This window comes from Blautia sp. ZXY-1-C6 (assembly GCF_056339875.1).
Map to the genome: position 1 here is coordinate 1 of NZ_JBWJVQ010000195.1, position 15,684 is coordinate 15,684.

A 15,684-nucleotide genomic window follows, 5' to 3' on the forward strand; every position below is an offset into this window, starting at 1 on the left:
TCCTCGTTATAAGTCGCAACCATCAGAACCGGCATGGGGAAAATGCCTTCGGTGATTTTCAGTTTTGTTCTCATGATAACTTCTCCTTGTGATCAGATTGACAGGACTGTTCATCCTGCTTATAATTATAACCGAGTAAAACAGAAATTCAAGTACTGTCTATTATGATAGGTACTATCTTTAGGAGAAAGTGAAATGATAAAGAATTATATCGAGAACGCCAATTTCGAGGACACCGGCTTTGCCTACACGCTGTCGCTGATCTCCGGCAAGCACAAGATGGTCATTCTTTACTGCCTGATGGAGTTTGAGACGGTGCGATTCAATGAACTGAAACGGTATCTGAAAACCATTTCCGACAAAACTCTCAGCACGAATCTCAAGGAGCTGGAAGCGGATAAACTGATCGTCCGCACCGAGTATCCGCAGATTCCGCCGAAGGTAGAATATGCACTTTCGGAGCGTGGGAAATCGCTGATGATTGTGCTGGATCAGCTCTGTGTCTGGGGCGAGGAGAATCGACTGACAGAGTGATAAATTCAAGTTTGGAGAATTGAGAAAATCGGAATTTTGGAGGTTATTATGGCTTTTGATTTTAAAAAAGAGTATAAAGAATTCTATATGCCGAAGAACAAACCAGAGATTGTAAATGTACCTAAGGCAAATTATATTGCAGTTAGAGGAAAAGGCAATCCAAATGAAGAAGGCGGAGCATATCAACAAGCAATCAGTGTTCTATATGCTGTTGCATACACATTAAAAATGAGTTACAAGACTGATTATAAAATTGAAGGATTTTTTGAATATGTTGTTCCGCCATTGGAAGGTTTTTGGTGGCAGGATGATGTCGAGAGTGTAGATTATACAAATAAGTCTGCTTTCAGCTGGATTTCTGTTATCCGTTTGCCTGATTTCATTTCTAAAGCTGATTTTGACTGGGCGGTAGAAACAGCAACGAAAAAGAAGAAACTTGATTGTTCGTTAGCAGAGTATCTTACGATTGATGAGGGATTATGCGTTCAAATTATGCATATAGGTTCTTTTGATAATGAGCCAGCAACTGTTGCGCTTATGGATACTTATTTAGAACAAAATGGATATGTTAATGATATTAACAAAGATAGGTTACACCACGAGATTTATATGTCTGATGCAAGAAAGGTTGCCCCAGAAAAATGGAAAACTGTAATTAGACATCCAATTAAGAAAGCGTAAAATTCCCGTTTATTGGGAAGTCGCAGAGAACGAAAAATCGTAATTTGTAGGAGTAGGCTAAAAACCTTTATAAAGAATGGTTTATACCGAAAGAGAATTTTTCTACAGAAATGAACGAATTGACTGGGAGGCTTTGAAATAAAAATGTCAGATAAAGATAAAAAAACATTAGCTTTGCCAGTGAGAATTATTATTATATTTCTCATATGTACAGCAGATATTTTAGTAGCCGCTTATTTTATTTATACATGGAAACAAAATGGTACAGTCGTTGTAGTCAGAAATGCATCTGATAATATTTTTGGTATTTTTCGCCAGAGTCTGGTTGTTTCTATGGTTGCAATCATAGTGATTTTAATTTTTTTCATGATATTAAGAAAAAAATTCATATCAGAAATGTACCTGAAAATATCAGGAAAAAAGCAGAAGACAACGGTGCTTATCCTGACAGCGATTCTTGGGGCAGTAACCGTTTTCTGTTTGATCACAAAAGCAGATAAAATAACAATATTGTATAATTTGCTGTATTATACGGTATTTATTGCAATGGAAGAGGAACTTTTGGTAAGGGGTATATGTGTGTATTTGTTAAAAGATGAAAATAATTATATCCGTTATCTTGTACCAAATATTTTGTTTGCTGCCATGCATCTGTTCTCTTATACAAACTGGGGAAAAATCACACTGGTTTATGTATTTTCATTTATTACGTCACAAATGCTAGGACTGATATTAACTGGATGTATTTTCCAGTATCTGAAAGAAAAATCAGGCACAATCTGGATTCCAGTGCTGGTTCATGCGATTCTGGATTATATGGTTGTGCTGGGGTATTGAATATGCACTATATAGAGAAAGTCTGAAGGAATCTTGAAAATTGGACAGCAGTTATTGTACAATACGGACTTATAGGAAAAAGATACGTTAAATACCAGGGAGATAAGAAATATAGAACGTTGCAAGAACAAAGCATAAAAAGCTGTACGCCTTGATGTTCTGGGTGCTTGTAAGTCAGCAGAACGCCTTTATATAAGCTGCGGTTTTTGATTTGTAGAAGTCAAAGAAATGTATTACGAAGATACTGGATAGACAGAGTACAGGATGTTTGAGTTGAACTTATAAATTCAAGTTTGGAGAATTGAGAAAATCGTAATTTTTAGAACAAAATATTTTATAAGATTAATGAGATTTTAAAAAGGAGGATTGGACATGAAAATTTTGAAAAGTATTCTTAATTATATTCCATTGGCCACGTTTATCATATTTGTGGTTACTGATGGTATTTTTTCTCTAAAATCAGCATTAATTTTTGTTATTTCAACGATTGGTCTATTAATTAATTGGAAAAGGAAAAAAACAGAGATGAAGAATTGAGAATATTCCAGTTTATTGGGAAGGCGCAGAGAACGAAAAATCGGAATTTGGAGGAGATTCTTATTTATGAAAAAAGGGATAAACAAATCAATCTTATTTTACATTGCATCAGTTCTGTTTTTCATAGCGTCAGCTATTGGTTTTACGAGTGGAAATGAAAGTTCTATGGCTATAGTATGGTTATGTCTTGGTTCTTCATTTCTTTGCTTGGGTTCGACTCATAAGAAAAAGGAAAACAATACAGATGATAAATAATTTCCTGCTTGTATTGTTGGAAAATCGGAATTCATAGAGTTCTTTTGTGATTTGCAACTGCTGGTTGACAGATTTACAGCCTGAAATGGTGGAATGCAAACAGCAAAACTGTTATATTGAGCTCATAAAATCTGCAAAAGGAGAAAAAAATGATTTTAGCTGATAAGATTACAGAGGAAAGAAAAAAGAATGGATGGTCACAGGAAGAACTAGCCAATCAGTTGGGCGTATCCAGACAGGCAGTATCTAAGTGGGAAAGTGCAGGAGCTGTTCCAGATTTGCAAAGAATTTTACAGATGTCGGAGCTATTTTGTGTTAGTACAGATTACCTATTAAAAGATGAAATGAAAGCAGAAAATATCACCTATCACGAAAGTACTGAAAGCTATGCAGAACCGTTGAAAAAAGTAACTATGGAGAATGCAAATGAATTTCTTGACATGAAAAGAAATGGATCCAAAGTAGTGGCAAACGCAACAAGTATGTGTATCTCAAGTCCAATATTATTGATTGTTCTTGTGACAATGGCAGAAGATGGCGTATTTCATGTTTCGGAATCTCTGGCAACAGTATTTGGATGTGTTTTTTTGCTTGGAATGGTTGCGGCAGCCGTCTTTTTGTTTATTACATATGGAATGCGAGAATCACATATGGAACATTTTGAAAAAGAATGCTTTGAAACAGAGTATGGTGTATCTGGAATAGTACGAGAAAAAAAAGATTCCTATGAACCGATTTTTATCAGAGGAACAGCTGTTGGGGTAGTGCTTTGTATACTGGCAGTGATTCCGACAATTATTGCCGGAGCCATGGAAACGTCTGACTATTGTTGCGGCCTTTCCGTTGGATTGCTGCTATTCATACTTGCAATAGGAGTGAATCTGTTGGTTCGTGTTGGGATGGTAAAAAGCAGTTACGATACCCTTCTTCAGGAAGGCGAATATACAAAAGAAGAAAAACTGTTTAAGAAAAAGACTGACACGTTTTCTGGTGTATATTGGTGCTTGACTACAGCGATTTACCTTGCATGGAGCTTCTGGACGATGAGCTGGGATATTACATGGATTGTATGGCCGGTTGCTGGTGTTTTGTTTGCAGCATTGCTTGGTGTGGTGAAAATGGTGTTAAAGAATGGCAGTGAAACTCAGCACTATATTTAAGATGGAGTTAAGTTTTTTTCGCATATTATACGCATCCAGAAATCCCAGTTTGTATAACAGGAAAATTTAAATTTATCAAGCTGTTAATTTTGAAAATTTCTTTGAAAAACTATTGACTCCTACGCAACGTAATAGTTTACGATATGTTTATCGAGAGGAGGAAATGACAATGATGACAGTGAATGAGGTAAGTAAATTAACAGGAGTGAGTATACGCACTCTGCAGTATTATGATACCATTGGTCTCTTAAAACCTATTGAATATACAGAGTCAGGTTATAGGTTGTATGACGATACATCCTTGGAAAGGCTGCAACAAATTTTACTGTTTAAAGAATTGGAATTTCCGCTTAAGGAGATTAAAAAGATAATTGATGCCCCTAACTTTGACAGGAACAAAGCATTAGAGCAGCAGATTGAATTGCTAACTATGAAAAAAGAGCATCTTGAAAATCTTATTAGTTTCGCTCGAGGAATAAAAGGAATAGGAGTGAAATATATGGATTTTAAAGTATTTGATACAACAAAGATTGATGAGTATTCTAAACGAGCAAAAGAACAATGGGGACAAACCTCTGAGTATAAGGAGTTTGAAGAGAAAACAAAGAACTGGACGAAAGACGATGAAGCTACTGTTGCAAATGAGTTTATGCAATTATTTGTTGAATTCGGACAAATGAAAGAAATGGACCCAGAAGATGAACAGGTGCAGTTGCAGGTAAGGAAACTTCAGGATTACATTACAGATCATTTTTATACATGTTCTGATAAGATTTTATGCGGTCTTGGAAGAATGTATGCCGGCGGAGGAGAACTTACGGAAATTATTGATGATGTTGGAGGAGTTGGCACAGCAGAGTTTGCAAGTAAAGCTATTGATATATTTTATATGAGCAGAAGGTAAATTCCAGTTGTGCGCCCAGCTAAGGGTGTGTAGTCAAGCCGGTGGGAATCCGGTTTATCCAAGGTTTAGCCAACCAGATAATAGCGAGTCTTGGGATGATGTCGGTAACGCATCTGACAAGCGTAGACAGCAAGAAAGCAGGGTTGAATAGTGATTGAGCTTCGAAATGTTAACTTCAGTCGGTCGACGTCTTAACTGGTGCGGAAGACAATACCATGTAATACGATATGGCGAGTATTATGTGGCACTGCGGAGTCAGAGAACCAATCATGTTTTTACATTGTGAATACACATCAACTGGGGAGAACCTGCCGTTTCTCGAAAAAGAGTATGAAGTCACAACTGAAAACGGAGGACTTCAAATGAATGGCAGGTAGTCGGACAATCTCATAGTACTGTAGATATCGGGTAATGCCGATGGAGGGAAGGGGATTGCATAGTAAAGGTCTTACTGAGGACACATTATCCGTACTCAGGGACGGAGGAAATAATGGAAACGAAATTAGTAAGAATAGCTGAGATATCGGCAAAATCAAAACATCCTATATTTACATCAGTGTACCATTTGATAAATGAAGATATGCTAAAGCAATGTCATAAGGAATTAGATGGGAGCAAAGCAGTCGGAATCGACAAGGTAACCAAAGATGAGTATGGGAAGAACCTTGACAGAAATATCAAGGATTTAGTACAAAGGCTGAAAAACAAATCCTTTAAGCCACTTCCATCGCTGAGGGTATACATTCCCAAAGCAAATGGAAAGAAAAGACCATTAGGGATAGCTTCTTATGAGGATAAGATTGTACAAATGGCAGTGAAGAAAATATTGGGTACTATTTATGAGCCAAGATTCCTAAACTGTATGTATGGATTCAGACCGAACAGAGGTTGTCACGAAGCGATAAAAGAGGTATATCAACGGATAAGTTATGGGAAAATCAGTTATATCGTAGATGCTGACATCAAAGGGTTCTTTGACCATATCGACCATGAGTGGATGATGAAGTTTCTCGAATGGAACATACAGGATAAGAACTTACTGTGGCTGATACGTAAATATCTTAAAGCGGGAATAATGGAACAAGGTAAATTTGAACCAACAGAGGAAGGTTCGGCACAAGGCTCCGTAATGAGTCCGATGCTTGCGAATATATACATGCATCATGTGCTGACGCTGTGGTTCAAACTTGTAGTGAAGAAGGAAATGCAGGGAGAGTGTTTTCTTGTCAACTTTGCGGATGATTTCGTTGCAGGATTTCAATATAAGTCAGAAGCTGAAAGATACTATAAAGAGTTAAAAGAACGAATGGAAAAGTTTGGTCTGGAACTTGAGAGTAGTAAAAGCAGACTGATTGAATTTGGAAGATTTGCAGAGCAGAATCGCAGGGCAAGAGGAGAACATAAACCGGAAACATTTGACTTTCTGGGATTTACTTTCTACTGTAGCAAAAACCGAAAAGGAGGTTTCGCACCAAAAGTACAGACTTCAAGAAAGAAGTTTGAGCAAAAGGTCAGAGCCTATAAGAATTGGATTTATGATAATCGAAATCGACCGATGCGAGAGATAATCAAGGAATTGAATGTGAAGCTAATCGGACACTATCGGTACTATGGTGTTACATGGAATTTCCGAAAGATAACAACATTTTTACATAGGGTTCAGCAGTTTCTGTTTAAAGCCATGAATCGGAGAGGTTGTAGACGGGCATACACATGGAATGGATTTGTGGAAATGCTCAAGTATTATCCATTAGCAAAGCCTAAAACGTACTATTGCTTATATTAAAGTGAATGTTACTATGAGGAGCCGTATGCGGGAAAGCCGCACGTACGGATCTGTGAGGGGCTAAGATTGAGAGGTCTTAGTCTACTCGACAGTTGAGATGTTGCAAAATTTGGAATCAGGAGAGAATAAGAATGATTAACAATTTGATGTACATTGAATTAAAAACGGGATATTCTGATGATGGTCCGGCATGGATTGGATATGTCAAAACTTCAAAAAGTAAGAAAACAATCTATTTTAATGACCATGCCTTTCAGAAAAATATCGGTAACTATGCAAATTATATAGATATTGAGAATGGTGATAAATATTGGATTTCCGGACTGAAAAAGGAAGAGAGCAATCGTCATTGGGCAGGACATGGAAAGATTATGATTGATCGTAGAGCTGTTAATGAATACCTTTTCCTGATTGGTGAAAAGGAATTGCCATTAAATCTGTTTGAAGTAGTTGATATTGAAGATAGATTTCCGGTTAAAAGAGTAAAAGAATTATTGAATGAAAAGAAATAGCAATGCCAGCAGTCTTGCAATATTGAGAATAAAAAAATGTGACATTCTTACATATGCGTGCTAATATGAATATAGAAAAAGAGTACTACTGATAGACGGTTAGTCCACATACTTATTGAAAATAACCGTTCACGCTGGGGCGGTTATTTTTGTGTCTTGTTATTAACTTTGCCGAATACCTTTGAGGAACGAGGGAGTGAGATATATGGAGCAATTATTGATTGTTGAAGATGATATTGGTTTGAATCAAGGTTTATGCAAAGCACTGAAAGTAGATGATCGGAAGGTTATTTCCTGCAAAGACCTGAAAACGGCGAAGGAGCAGCTGCTTTGCGGCGGTGTATCCCTGATCCTGTTAGATATCAATCTGCCGGATGGCAGTGGGCTTGAATTGCTCCGGGAGGTCAAGGAAACCACACCCGGGATTCCTGTTATTCTGCTGACTGCCAATGATACCGATCTGGACATCGTGGACGGACTGGAGAGGGGCGCTGATGATTACATTACCAAGCCCTTTTCTCTTTCGGTTTTGCGGGCAAGGGTGAATACCCAACTGCGAAAGCAAACGTCAAGCCATAAAAATGCACCGATCCATATTGATCTTTTTCACTTTGACTTTGAAGCAATGACCTTTTATGTGGGAGATTCAAAAGTGGAATTGAGTAAAACAGAACAAAAATTACTGCGTCTGCTTGTTGAAAATCGTGGTCGAACCATGACCCGTGGAGACCTTGTAGACAGGATCTGGACAGATGGTGCTGAATATGTGGATGAAAATGCTTTGTCTGTTACGATCAAGCGTCTGAGGGATAAGCTTGGGGCACAGAAATACATTAAAACCGTCTATGGAATCGGTTATAGCTGGGTGACAAAAGATGAATAAAACCGGCATTGTGATCATACTGCTGTGTTCTCTGGCGGCGGCAGCTGTTGTATTATGGGAGCGGAGAAAGGTCAGAAAAACGATGGAAGAAATCGAAAGGATGCTGGACGCTGCCATTACCGGTTCTTTTTCTGAAATCACTTTTGATGAAAGCCAGCTGTCTGCTTTGGAAACAAAGTTTGCACACTATCTTTCTGCCGCAGAAGCATCTTCTCGAAATATGGCACAGGAAAAAGACAAAATCAAATCCTTGATTGCGGACATTTCGCACCAGACGAAAACGCCGATTGCAAACCTGCTGTTATACAGCGAGCTTTTGATGGAGGAAACTCTTCCTGCATCGGCAAAGGAAAACGTGGAGGCACTGTACAAACAATCGGAAAAGCTACGATTTCTGATTGATTCTCTCGTAAAACTTTCCAGACTGGAAAATGGGATCATTTCACTTTCCCCTCAGCAAGCATCACTTCAGCCGCTGCTTGAAAGCGTAGTAGAACAATATGCCGCCAAGGCTTCTGGAAAAGGATTATCCATATATCTGTACGATACAGATATTTCCGCTACATTTGACTTCAAATGGACAGCGGAAGCACTGGCTAATATTGTAGACAATGCCATCAAATATACGGAGCATGGAACAATCACGATTTCTACCGTAAATTACGAAATGTTTACAAGGATCGATATATCGGATACCGGTTCAGGTATCCCGGAAAACGAGCAGGCAAAAGATATTTTCCCGTTTTTATCGTTCAAATGCTGTTCAGGAACAAGAAGGGGTTGGCATCGGCTTATACCTTGCCCGACAGATTATATCCGGTGAGAGCGGTTATATCAAGGTTGCTTCCGTTCCGGGAAAAGGAAGTACGTTTTCCATATTTCTGCCGAAATAACAACAATTCTATCAAAACTGTTAGATTTCATTTTCTGCCGGAAAGAATGTGGAAAGAATCCTATGCGATAATCTGTATGTATCAAAGGATCATTTCCTTTCATACATACAGATTTTTTCATGGAGGTACTCGTTTATGGAGGTTTTACAGGCAAAAGACCTGAAAAAGATTTATGGCTCCGGTAATAACGCAGTTCATGCGTTGGATGGAGTTGATTTAAGTGTGAAGAAGGGAGAGTTTGTTGCAATTGTCGGCACATCCGGATCCGGTGATTATGTTAAAATAAGACTAAGTTAGCAGATTCCTTATAAAATAAGGGCTCACGCCAATTTAGTCTTTTTTCTATTATACCATAAAAGGTAGAAAATTCATAGACCGGGAATGAATTTTTCATAGTAAAAATCAAATGGCAGGGGCTCTTAAAGATAGAAACCTATTGCTACTGGTCCTGTCAAAATTATATCCATTCTCACAGGCGGTCAAGTTTGTGAAAAACCATTCGGTTACAATATATTGAAAAAAATATGTTAAGGACTAGGTTAGTTAAAAGATTCTGTTAGCTGGCTTAGTCCTTTTTTTCTTGGGAGGACAGAGCAATGATAAAGGTGATTATGATTGTTGGAATAATTTTTTTCCTCGTTTCGTTGTATGCGTGTCTGGTGGCAGGCAAAAGAGCAGATGAAGAAATAAGTGCTTTATTTGAAAAAGAAAAGAAGCAGGGGAGTGAGGAATAAACGTATGAATGGAGGTATTTATAGCACTGGAAATGAAATTGTAGATGAAAATGCAAAACTGAATATATCTGGAAATATCATTCCGCAGGTGTGGTATCGGACAATCATCAGAGAAAGTGGAAAGCCAAATCTAACAGCTATTATTATACTGGCAGATATTGTGTACTGGTATAAGCCTACAGAAATCAGAGATGAAGGAACCGGACAGGTCATTGGGGTAAGAAAGAAATTTAAGTCAGACCTTCTTCAGAGAAGTTACCAGCAGATCAGCGAACAGTTTGGGATTTCCAAAAAAGAAGCGACAAATGCAGTGGTATTTTTAGAGAAGCTGGGTGTGGTAAAACGGGTATTTAGAACCATTTCCATGAATGGGATTGTTGTAAATAATGTTCTGTATCTGGAATTGATCGTAGACCGGTTAAAAGAATTGACTTATCCAGAAGAAACAGGAGCAGATCCGGTTTCCTTTGAAAAAAGAAGAGAGAAATCCAAAGCAGAGAAAATCAGTTCCCATACAGCCATAGAGGAAGAGATACATTTTGTAGAAGAGAGGGCTGTCCCTTTCCAAAGGAAGAGGGTGTCACCATTCAAAGAGGGAGCATACCCCGACAGGGAAACAGAGCCCTGGATACCCAAAGAGGTACCTCAGACTGATAGCGGGCAGACAAATACAGAGATTACTACAAAGACTACAGCAGAAAGTACCCAAAAGAATACAACAGAAATAGGGAATGGGTATAGAGATAATCCTATCTTATCCTATCAGGCAGCAGAAGAACAGTTCAAAGATCAGATTGATTATGATGCGATATGGATAGACAGACCTTTTGACAGAAAACTGCTCAATGAGATTGTAGGGCTTGCAGTAGATGTTTTGACGTCCAATGCAAAGACCATAAGGGTAAATCAGGAAGAACGACCTCTTGGCATTGTACAGGGAATGTATAAAAAGCTGGATAAGTTTACCGTAGAGTATGTGATAGACTCAATTAAGCAGTGTACAAGGAAAGCCAATAATATCCGGGCAGTGCTGCTTACCGCTTTATACAATGCCACATTGACAGCAAACAGCTATATATCCAATCTGTTTGCTTATCAGGAAGCTATCCCTCAGACGTAAGGAGCGTGATAGAAAGTAACAAAATTAAGAAAATTCAGGACAGCTCATGGATATACACAGATAGAACTTGCGGCTGTCTTGGGTATCAGTCTTCGGACGTATCAGAGGATTGAATACGGACAGCAAAAGCCCAATGTCTATGTAGTTGTCCGACTTCAGCGGTTATTTCAAAAAGATATTAGTGAGATTATGGAGGAATATACAGAATGAGGGAAGAAAGGTTTCGTATTCAGTGCCCCAAACATTTTCTGGTTGGAGATTCAGGGCGTTTTGAAAAATCTCCACAGGGTAAGGATTCGGATTTTGTAGTAGATTATGCTCCACCGGAAATGTTTGAAGCCGGGATTGTCTTACAGGAGATGGGGACGGAGGGAGATACCTATTGCACAATGTATGTCTATTTTGCACCAGAGGAACACCTTCCGGTTTATATGGACAGCATGAAATACGACCTACAAAAAGTATCCATTCGGAAAATTTTTGTTGATACCGAGGAATACCTCATAAAAGTAAATGAGAAGACAAAAAAGTTTTATGCGGGTGAGGACGGTTGTTGGGGTTCCTATACGGAACTTTACCGGAAAGAGAATGGGGAACGTCTGACTGATGCAGTGATTGTTTTTCTGTGTATGCCAGATGAAATGAAGTTTCAGGAAATGGAAGCTGTGATGGGGGAACTGTTTGAAAAACTTCCTGTGATAGACAAAGAAAAGAAAGAAACAGGTCAAGAACCAAAGAGAACAAGATAAAATACAAACTATAACTTTCAGGAGGATAAGAACGTGGAAACTAAAATGATTATTGGAATTGATCATGGAAACCGTAACATGAAAACTGCAAATACGGTATTCTCAGCAGCAATCCAGCCTTTGCAGGCAAGGCCGGACAGCCTGGAGCACATTTTGGAATACCAGAACCAGTTTTATTATGTGGGAGGGAAAGTGCCGGAAAAGGAGTGTGTGGATAAGACAGAGAATGAAAATTATTATCTTCTTACCCTTGCAGCACTGGCGCAGGAAATGCGTTTCCGGGGATTGACAGACGCTTCCGTAAAAATGGGAGCTGCCCTGCCGCCCAGAAGATTTCAGCAGCAGAAAGAAAGTTTCAAGAAATATCTGTTAAAGACAAAGGAACTGCATTTCCGTTATGAAGGGGTACATTATCATGTGTCGTTGGAAAATGTGTTTGTTTTTATGCAGGGGCATGTGGTGATCCATACGCTTTTAGAAGCGGTTCCCGGTTACTGCCTTTTAGTAGATATTGGTGGAGGAACTACCGACCTGGTAGAGTTTGTTGACGGAATGCCGGACGGGAAGTATTCGATTTCAGATAAGGCAGCTTTGTACTGTATCGGAAAAGTCAATGAGGAAGCCATTGCCAAAACAGGGGCAGGGGTACCGGCATATATTACAGAAGCATTTATGAGGACAGGAAGCTATGACTGCCCGAAGCAGTATCAGGACGTCATAAAAAACTGTTTGAAGTCCTACGCAGAGGAAATTTATGGTATCATACAGGCAAACCATTATAATCTGGATCTGACCAAAATGGTGTTTATGGGCGGCGGTTCTTCCATTGTGGAGCATTTTGGAGCCAATGAGGGAAAAGATGTACAGTTTGTAACAGATATACATGCCAATGCAAGGGGCTGTGAAGAAGCAGTGAAAAGTATTATCCGGGCAAAACAGAGGAAAATGCGGACAGCATGATAGGAAGTGAAAACTTATGGATACGGAAAAAGTATATACAACTTCACTGCGGCTGTATAAAAGCAGACCGGTACATCATCAGGCTTATCGGTATCTGAAGGAGTATAACAAAGATATTTTCAAGACAAAAGACGACTTTATAGCAGAAGCAATCGTTTATTTTGCCAAGTATCTACAGCAGGAAGAAGAAGTACAGCAGATGAAACTATTAAATACCCTTCTGGAGAACCAGAAAGAACAATTTTGTAAAATCGTAAAAGAAGCGGTTTCAATGGCACAGGAAGAAGCCTTTGAGAAGCTAGGTGTGCTGGAAAAGGCAGTTCAGGGAGAACTTTCTGACGGTGGAGCGATAGCAGAGGACAGGGAAAAGGAAGAAGCCTGTATGGAAAAAGATTTACGGTTTGCGGAATTTTATGGGGCATTTGAAGAATAAGGAGGAAAAAGATATGGCAGTAGGAAGAAGTGTATGGGAAGTTGTAAAAGGGATTTTCATTGCAGTGGGGAAACTGCTGTATCTGACAGGGAAACTGGTAATATGTTTGTTTCTGCTGGTTCTGCAGCTTGTTTTGGCAGTGTTCCATGCAGGGAGCAGGGAATAGAAAGGGGATTGACAGGTGCATTGGATACGGGACAGACCGTATACAAATGATAGAAAAAAGAAGATAGAAAATGGAAAGCAGGCTTGTGTGGCCTGCTTTTTTTGACGAAAAAATGAAAAGGAGCAAAGCTATGATGAAAGGAAAAAAGAAAAGGCTGCTGGCTGGGACGCTGGCACTTCTTCTTAGTTGTTCTACGTTACTCAATACAGGGATCACCGCACTGGCTTCTGAACAGTCTGAGGAACATGCACAGATACAGGAAGTAAAACAGGAGGAGGCTGCTTCGGAAACATTACCGGAGTTGGAAGAGGTAAAGGAGCAACTGACAGAAGAAGAACTGGTGTATGCAGAGGATCTTACCATAAAAGCAGGAGAGCCCTTTGACCTGGAAACAGATTACAGGGGTTTTCAGAAAAATGATGAAAAAGTAAAGGTAACGTTTCTGAAAGCAGAAGGGGACTCCGGCAATTCTTTTGATTTCAATACCCCAGGTTCTTACCAGGCATTTTATTGTGTTGATCCGTTAAGCGGAAACCCTTCCTATCAGATTATGAGAAGAATTGTGGTAGAAGCAAGGGAAAACAGCACACAGGAACCCCAGGGAGAAGTAAGCCAGCATACCGAAGATGGCTCCGGTGAGGACGGTGAGGCGGACCCTGACCCGGAGATACCGGAGGTACTGACGGAAGAACCGGAAATGCCAGATGCAGGGGCAGAGTTGATTGATCTGACACCAAAAGAGGATAAGGGAATGTTCTTATCGGTTGTTCCGGCAGCAATGGAGCAGCAAAAAGGAAGCAATGTACATCTGGTACAGGGAGAAAAAATCCCATACCCTTCTAACGTGGGGAACTATTCTACTTCCTATTTCACTGTAAATGGCCATGTAGCATATTGTCTGGAGTCTATGAAGGCTTCCCCACCGACCTCGGATTATGTAGCAAATGAATTTGAAAGCAACCCGGAATTGCAGAAAGTCCTTTATTATGGATATGGCGGTCCTGGGGACATTGCCGGGGAGTATATGCCCTCTTTTGACTGGAAGACAAAGTATGTTTCTACGCATTTAGCTGCCGCTTATTCTTATTGTGGCATGGACGGTTTTTATGGCTGCACTTTTGAAGATATTAAGGCAAGCGGTGTGTGGGGATATATCCAGCATATTTACAGCCTGGAAGCGCCTCCAACAGCAGCAATCACGTTGTCCCCAAAGGAAGCAAAGGCTTATGAAAGTGGAAAGGAACAGCGTACCGGGGAGTTTACTTTAAAAGGTGACCATAGAAACTATATTACTTTAAAAATGCCAGAGAATGTGACTTATCACAGTGGAAGTATAAAACAGACAGGAACCGTAAAGATCAATGGAAATACCACATTCTATTTCAGCTCTCCCAAAACTGTAACGGGTACATGGAACAGCGGTAAGCTGAAAGGACAAATGGGAACCCAGTGGGAGACTTTAGTATTGTCTACGGGTTCTGGCTTCTCAGGACATTGGGTATGGGGCATTTTTTGAAGAAGAAAGTGCTTCTGTGGAATTTACGGTGAGGTGGCTGGATCTGGCAAGGGTAAAGGTAACAAAAAAAGATAAGAACAGTAAAGTAAATCTGTCCGGCGCTGTTTTTGGTATTTATGCAGACAGTGCATGTAAAAATCTTCTTGTGCAGATGCCGGCCACAGACAGCAACGGTACTTCTGAGGTGGAGCTTCCGAAAACCCAGGATACGGTATATTTAAAAGAAATTTCTGTTCCAGAAGGATATAAGCTGAATACAGAGTCTTTTAATGTGAAGCTGGAAACAGGAAAAACAACTTCTGTTGCAGTGACGAATGAGGAACAGAAAGGAAAAATCACAATCCGTAAAAAAGGTGAGGTTCTGACTGGAGTAACCGGAGAAGAGGGGCAACCTGACTTCCGGATATGGAAATGCGGACTTTGCAGGGGCAGAATATAACATTTATGCGGCAGAGGATATTTACAGCCAGGATAAAGTGACGAAGGTGCATAAAGCAGGGGATCTGGTAGAAAGTCTGACAACCGGGGAAGATGGAGGTGCTGTTTCCAAAGAATTGTATCTTGGAAAATATAAGGTTGTAGAACAGAAAGCACCGGAAAATCTGGTGATTGGAAAAACAGAACAGGAACGTACCCAGTTTGTAACCTTGTCCTATGCAGGACAGAATGTAGAGTTATCCCAGGGGAAACCACTTTTACCAATGCAAGTACCGGAGATTTCCGTAAATGTAGTGAAAAACTCGAAACATGATGACGTTACCCTGGAGGGTGCGACGTTTGGATTGTATGCAGAAGAAGACCTGACAGCGGCAGACGGAAAGGTTCTTGTAGAAAAGGGAAGCCTGGTGGAACGTGCTGTTTCCGACAGGGAAGGAATGGCTGTGTTCCATGCGGATATTCCTTTGAATTTCCATTACAGCGTAAAAGAAATCCAGGCACCGGATAAGTATTATATGACAGATGAGGTGTATCGTTTCTTCTATGAATATAAAGACGACAGCACCTACACATATACTTTTTCTCA

General features: G+C 39.8%; 20 protein-coding genes and 3 pseudogenes. All 23 read left to right on the top strand.

Going from position 1 to position 15,684, the window contains the following annotated elements:
* The first annotated feature begins 195 nt into the window (after positions 1–195).
* Positions 196–534 carry a winged helix-turn-helix transcriptional regulator gene (locus AC075J_RS11245; protein WP_118331670.1) on the top strand — a complete coding sequence of 113 codons (339 nt, stop codon included), beginning with the start codon at positions 196–198 and terminating at the stop codon, positions 532–534.
* A gap of 48 nt (positions 535–582) precedes the next feature.
* Positions 583–1,215, top strand: a complete 633-nt coding sequence (locus AC075J_RS11250; protein ID WP_118521961.1) for a GyrI-like domain-containing protein — start codon at positions 583–585, stop codon at positions 1,213–1,215.
* 144 nt (positions 1,216–1,359) lie between these two features.
* On the top strand, positions 1,360–2,052 hold the full coding sequence (locus AC075J_RS11255) for a CPBP family intramembrane glutamic endopeptidase (RefSeq protein ID WP_118331668.1): 693 nt from the start codon (positions 1,360–1,362) through the stop codon (positions 2,050–2,052).
* A 372-nt stretch (positions 2,053–2,424) separates the two neighbouring features.
* A complete protein-coding gene (locus tag AC075J_RS11260) occupies positions 2,425–2,589 on the top strand; it encodes a hypothetical protein (RefSeq protein ID WP_476390329.1) in 165 nt (54 codons plus the stop codon).
* 66 nt (positions 2,590–2,655) lie between these two features.
* Positions 2,656–2,844 carry a hypothetical protein gene (locus AC075J_RS11265; protein WP_005342828.1) on the top strand — a complete coding sequence of 63 codons (189 nt, stop codon included), beginning with the start codon at positions 2,656–2,658 and terminating at the stop codon, positions 2,842–2,844.
* 149 nt (positions 2,845–2,993) lie between these two features.
* A complete protein-coding gene (locus AC075J_RS11270) occupies positions 2,994–4,004 on the top strand; it encodes a helix-turn-helix domain-containing protein (RefSeq protein ID WP_055057415.1) in 1,011 nt (336 codons plus the stop codon).
* A gap of 169 nt (positions 4,005–4,173) precedes the next feature.
* Entirely contained in the window at positions 4,174–4,908 is a 735-nt protein-coding gene (locus AC075J_RS11275) for a MerR family transcriptional regulator (protein WP_118331684.1), read from the top strand.
* Positions 4,909–5,398: 490 nt separating this feature from the next.
* The gene (gene ltrA, locus AC075J_RS11280; RefSeq protein WP_004615724.1) at positions 5,399–6,694 is read left to right on the top strand and encodes a group II intron reverse transcriptase/maturase; all 1,296 of its coding nucleotides are present in this window, start codon (positions 5,399–5,401) and stop codon (positions 6,692–6,694) included.
* Between the two features lie 131 nt (positions 6,695–6,825).
* A complete protein-coding gene (locus AC075J_RS11285; protein WP_118571112.1) occupies positions 6,826–7,206 on the top strand; it encodes a mannose-1-phosphate guanylyltransferase in 381 nt (126 codons plus the stop codon).
* Between the two features lie 205 nt (positions 7,207–7,411).
* Positions 7,412–8,089 carry a response regulator transcription factor gene (locus AC075J_RS11290; RefSeq protein ID WP_055053976.1) on the top strand — a complete coding sequence of 226 codons (678 nt, stop codon included), beginning with the start codon at positions 7,412–7,414 and terminating at the stop codon, positions 8,087–8,089.
* A gap of 220 nt (positions 8,090–8,309) precedes the next feature.
* Positions 8,310–8,747 (top strand): annotated as a pseudogene (locus AC075J_RS11295) (sensor histidine kinase); the annotation flags it as partial.
* Positions 8,748–8,820: 73 nt separating this feature from the next.
* Entirely contained in the window at positions 8,821–8,982 is a 162-nt protein-coding gene (locus AC075J_RS11300; RefSeq protein WP_476390332.1) for an ATP-binding protein, read from the top strand.
* A 135-nt stretch (positions 8,983–9,117) separates the two neighbouring features.
* A pseudogene (locus tag AC075J_RS11305) lies at positions 9,118–9,252 on the top strand (ABC transporter ATP-binding protein); the annotation flags it as partial.
* A 326-nt stretch (positions 9,253–9,578) separates the two neighbouring features.
* Positions 9,579–9,716, top strand: a complete 138-nt coding sequence (locus tag AC075J_RS11310; RefSeq protein WP_155512674.1) for a hypothetical protein — start codon at positions 9,579–9,581, stop codon at positions 9,714–9,716.
* A 4-nt stretch (positions 9,717–9,720) separates the two neighbouring features.
* A complete protein-coding gene (locus AC075J_RS11315; RefSeq protein ID WP_055056112.1) occupies positions 9,721–10,836 on the top strand; it encodes a DUF6017 domain-containing protein in 1,116 nt (371 codons plus the stop codon).
* A gap of 33 nt (positions 10,837–10,869) precedes the next feature.
* A pseudogene (locus AC075J_RS11320) lies at positions 10,870–11,046 on the top strand (helix-turn-helix transcriptional regulator); the annotation flags it as partial.
* Positions 11,043–11,585 carry a hypothetical protein gene (locus AC075J_RS11325; protein ID WP_117689839.1) on the top strand — a complete coding sequence of 181 codons (543 nt, stop codon included), beginning with the start codon at positions 11,043–11,045 and terminating at the stop codon, positions 11,583–11,585. The pseudogene AC075J_RS11320 and the gene AC075J_RS11325, both read left to right, overlap by 4 nt.
* Positions 11,586–11,618: 33 nt before the next feature.
* Positions 11,619–12,545 (top strand): ParM/StbA family protein, encoded by a 927-nt coding sequence (locus tag AC075J_RS11330; RefSeq protein WP_117688059.1) that lies wholly within the window; start codon positions 11,619–11,621, stop codon positions 12,543–12,545.
* Between the two features lie 16 nt (positions 12,546–12,561).
* The gene (locus AC075J_RS11335; RefSeq protein WP_117688060.1) at positions 12,562–12,978 is read left to right on the top strand and encodes a hypothetical protein; all 417 of its coding nucleotides are present in this window, start codon (positions 12,562–12,564) and stop codon (positions 12,976–12,978) included.
* 13 nt (positions 12,979–12,991) lie between these two features.
* Positions 12,992–13,144 carry a hypothetical protein gene (locus AC075J_RS11340; protein WP_155512673.1) on the top strand — a complete coding sequence of 51 codons (153 nt, stop codon included), beginning with the start codon at positions 12,992–12,994 and terminating at the stop codon, positions 13,142–13,144.
* 130 nt (positions 13,145–13,274) lie between these two features.
* Positions 13,275–14,660, top strand: a complete 1,386-nt coding sequence (locus AC075J_RS11345) for a thioester domain-containing protein (RefSeq protein ID WP_476390330.1) — start codon at positions 13,275–13,277, stop codon at positions 14,658–14,660.
* Positions 14,661–14,676: 16 nt separating this feature from the next.
* Positions 14,677–15,099, top strand: a complete 423-nt coding sequence (locus AC075J_RS11350; RefSeq protein ID WP_476390331.1) for an MSCRAMM family protein — start codon at positions 14,677–14,679, stop codon at positions 15,097–15,099.
* 19 nt (positions 15,100–15,118) lie between these two features.
* Positions 15,119–15,684: MSCRAMM family protein (locus tag AC075J_RS11355; RefSeq protein ID WP_476390333.1), on the top strand; the 566-nt coding region annotated here is incomplete at its 3' end.

Bases quoted from the DNA above. Each gene is read 5' to 3' on its own strand.
- AC075J_RS11335 (WP_117688060.1), top strand. From the start codon at position 12,562: ATGGATACGGAAAAAGTATATACAACTTCACTGCGGCTGTATAAAAGC.
- AC075J_RS11275 (WP_118331684.1), top strand. From the start codon at position 4,174: ATGATGACAGTGAATGAGGTAAGTAAATTAACAGGAGTGAGTATACGC.
- AC075J_RS11260 (WP_476390329.1), top strand. From the start codon at position 2,425: ATGAAAATTTTGAAAAGTATTCTTAATTATATTCCATTGGCCACGTTT.
- AC075J_RS11245 (WP_118331670.1), top strand. From the start codon at position 196: ATGATAAAGAATTATATCGAGAACGCCAATTTCGAGGACACCGGCTTT.
- AC075J_RS11315 (WP_055056112.1), top strand. From the start codon at position 9,721: ATGAATGGAGGTATTTATAGCACTGGAAATGAAATTGTAGATGAAAAT.
- ltrA (WP_004615724.1), top strand. From the start codon at position 5,399: ATGGAAACGAAATTAGTAAGAATAGCTGAGATATCGGCAAAATCAAAA.
- AC075J_RS11270 (WP_055057415.1), top strand. From the start codon at position 2,994: ATGATTTTAGCTGATAAGATTACAGAGGAAAGAAAAAAGAATGGATGG.
- AC075J_RS11340 (WP_155512673.1), top strand. From the start codon at position 12,992: ATGGCAGTAGGAAGAAGTGTATGGGAAGTTGTAAAAGGGATTTTCATT.
- AC075J_RS11310 (WP_155512674.1), top strand. From the start codon at position 9,579: ATGATAAAGGTGATTATGATTGTTGGAATAATTTTTTTCCTCGTTTCG.
- AC075J_RS11290 (WP_055053976.1), top strand. From the start codon at position 7,412: ATGGAGCAATTATTGATTGTTGAAGATGATATTGGTTTGAATCAAGGT.
- AC075J_RS11255 (WP_118331668.1), top strand. From the start codon at position 1,360: ATGTCAGATAAAGATAAAAAAACATTAGCTTTGCCAGTGAGAATTATT.
- AC075J_RS11250 (WP_118521961.1), top strand. From the start codon at position 583: ATGGCTTTTGATTTTAAAAAAGAGTATAAAGAATTCTATATGCCGAAG.
- AC075J_RS11285 (WP_118571112.1), top strand. From the start codon at position 6,826: ATGATTAACAATTTGATGTACATTGAATTAAAAACGGGATATTCTGAT.
- AC075J_RS11265 (WP_005342828.1), top strand. From the start codon at position 2,656: ATGAAAAAAGGGATAAACAAATCAATCTTATTTTACATTGCATCAGTT.
- AC075J_RS11325 (WP_117689839.1), top strand. From the start codon at position 11,043: ATGAGGGAAGAAAGGTTTCGTATTCAGTGCCCCAAACATTTTCTGGTT.
- AC075J_RS11345 (WP_476390330.1), top strand. From the start codon at position 13,275: ATGATGAAAGGAAAAAAGAAAAGGCTGCTGGCTGGGACGCTGGCACTT.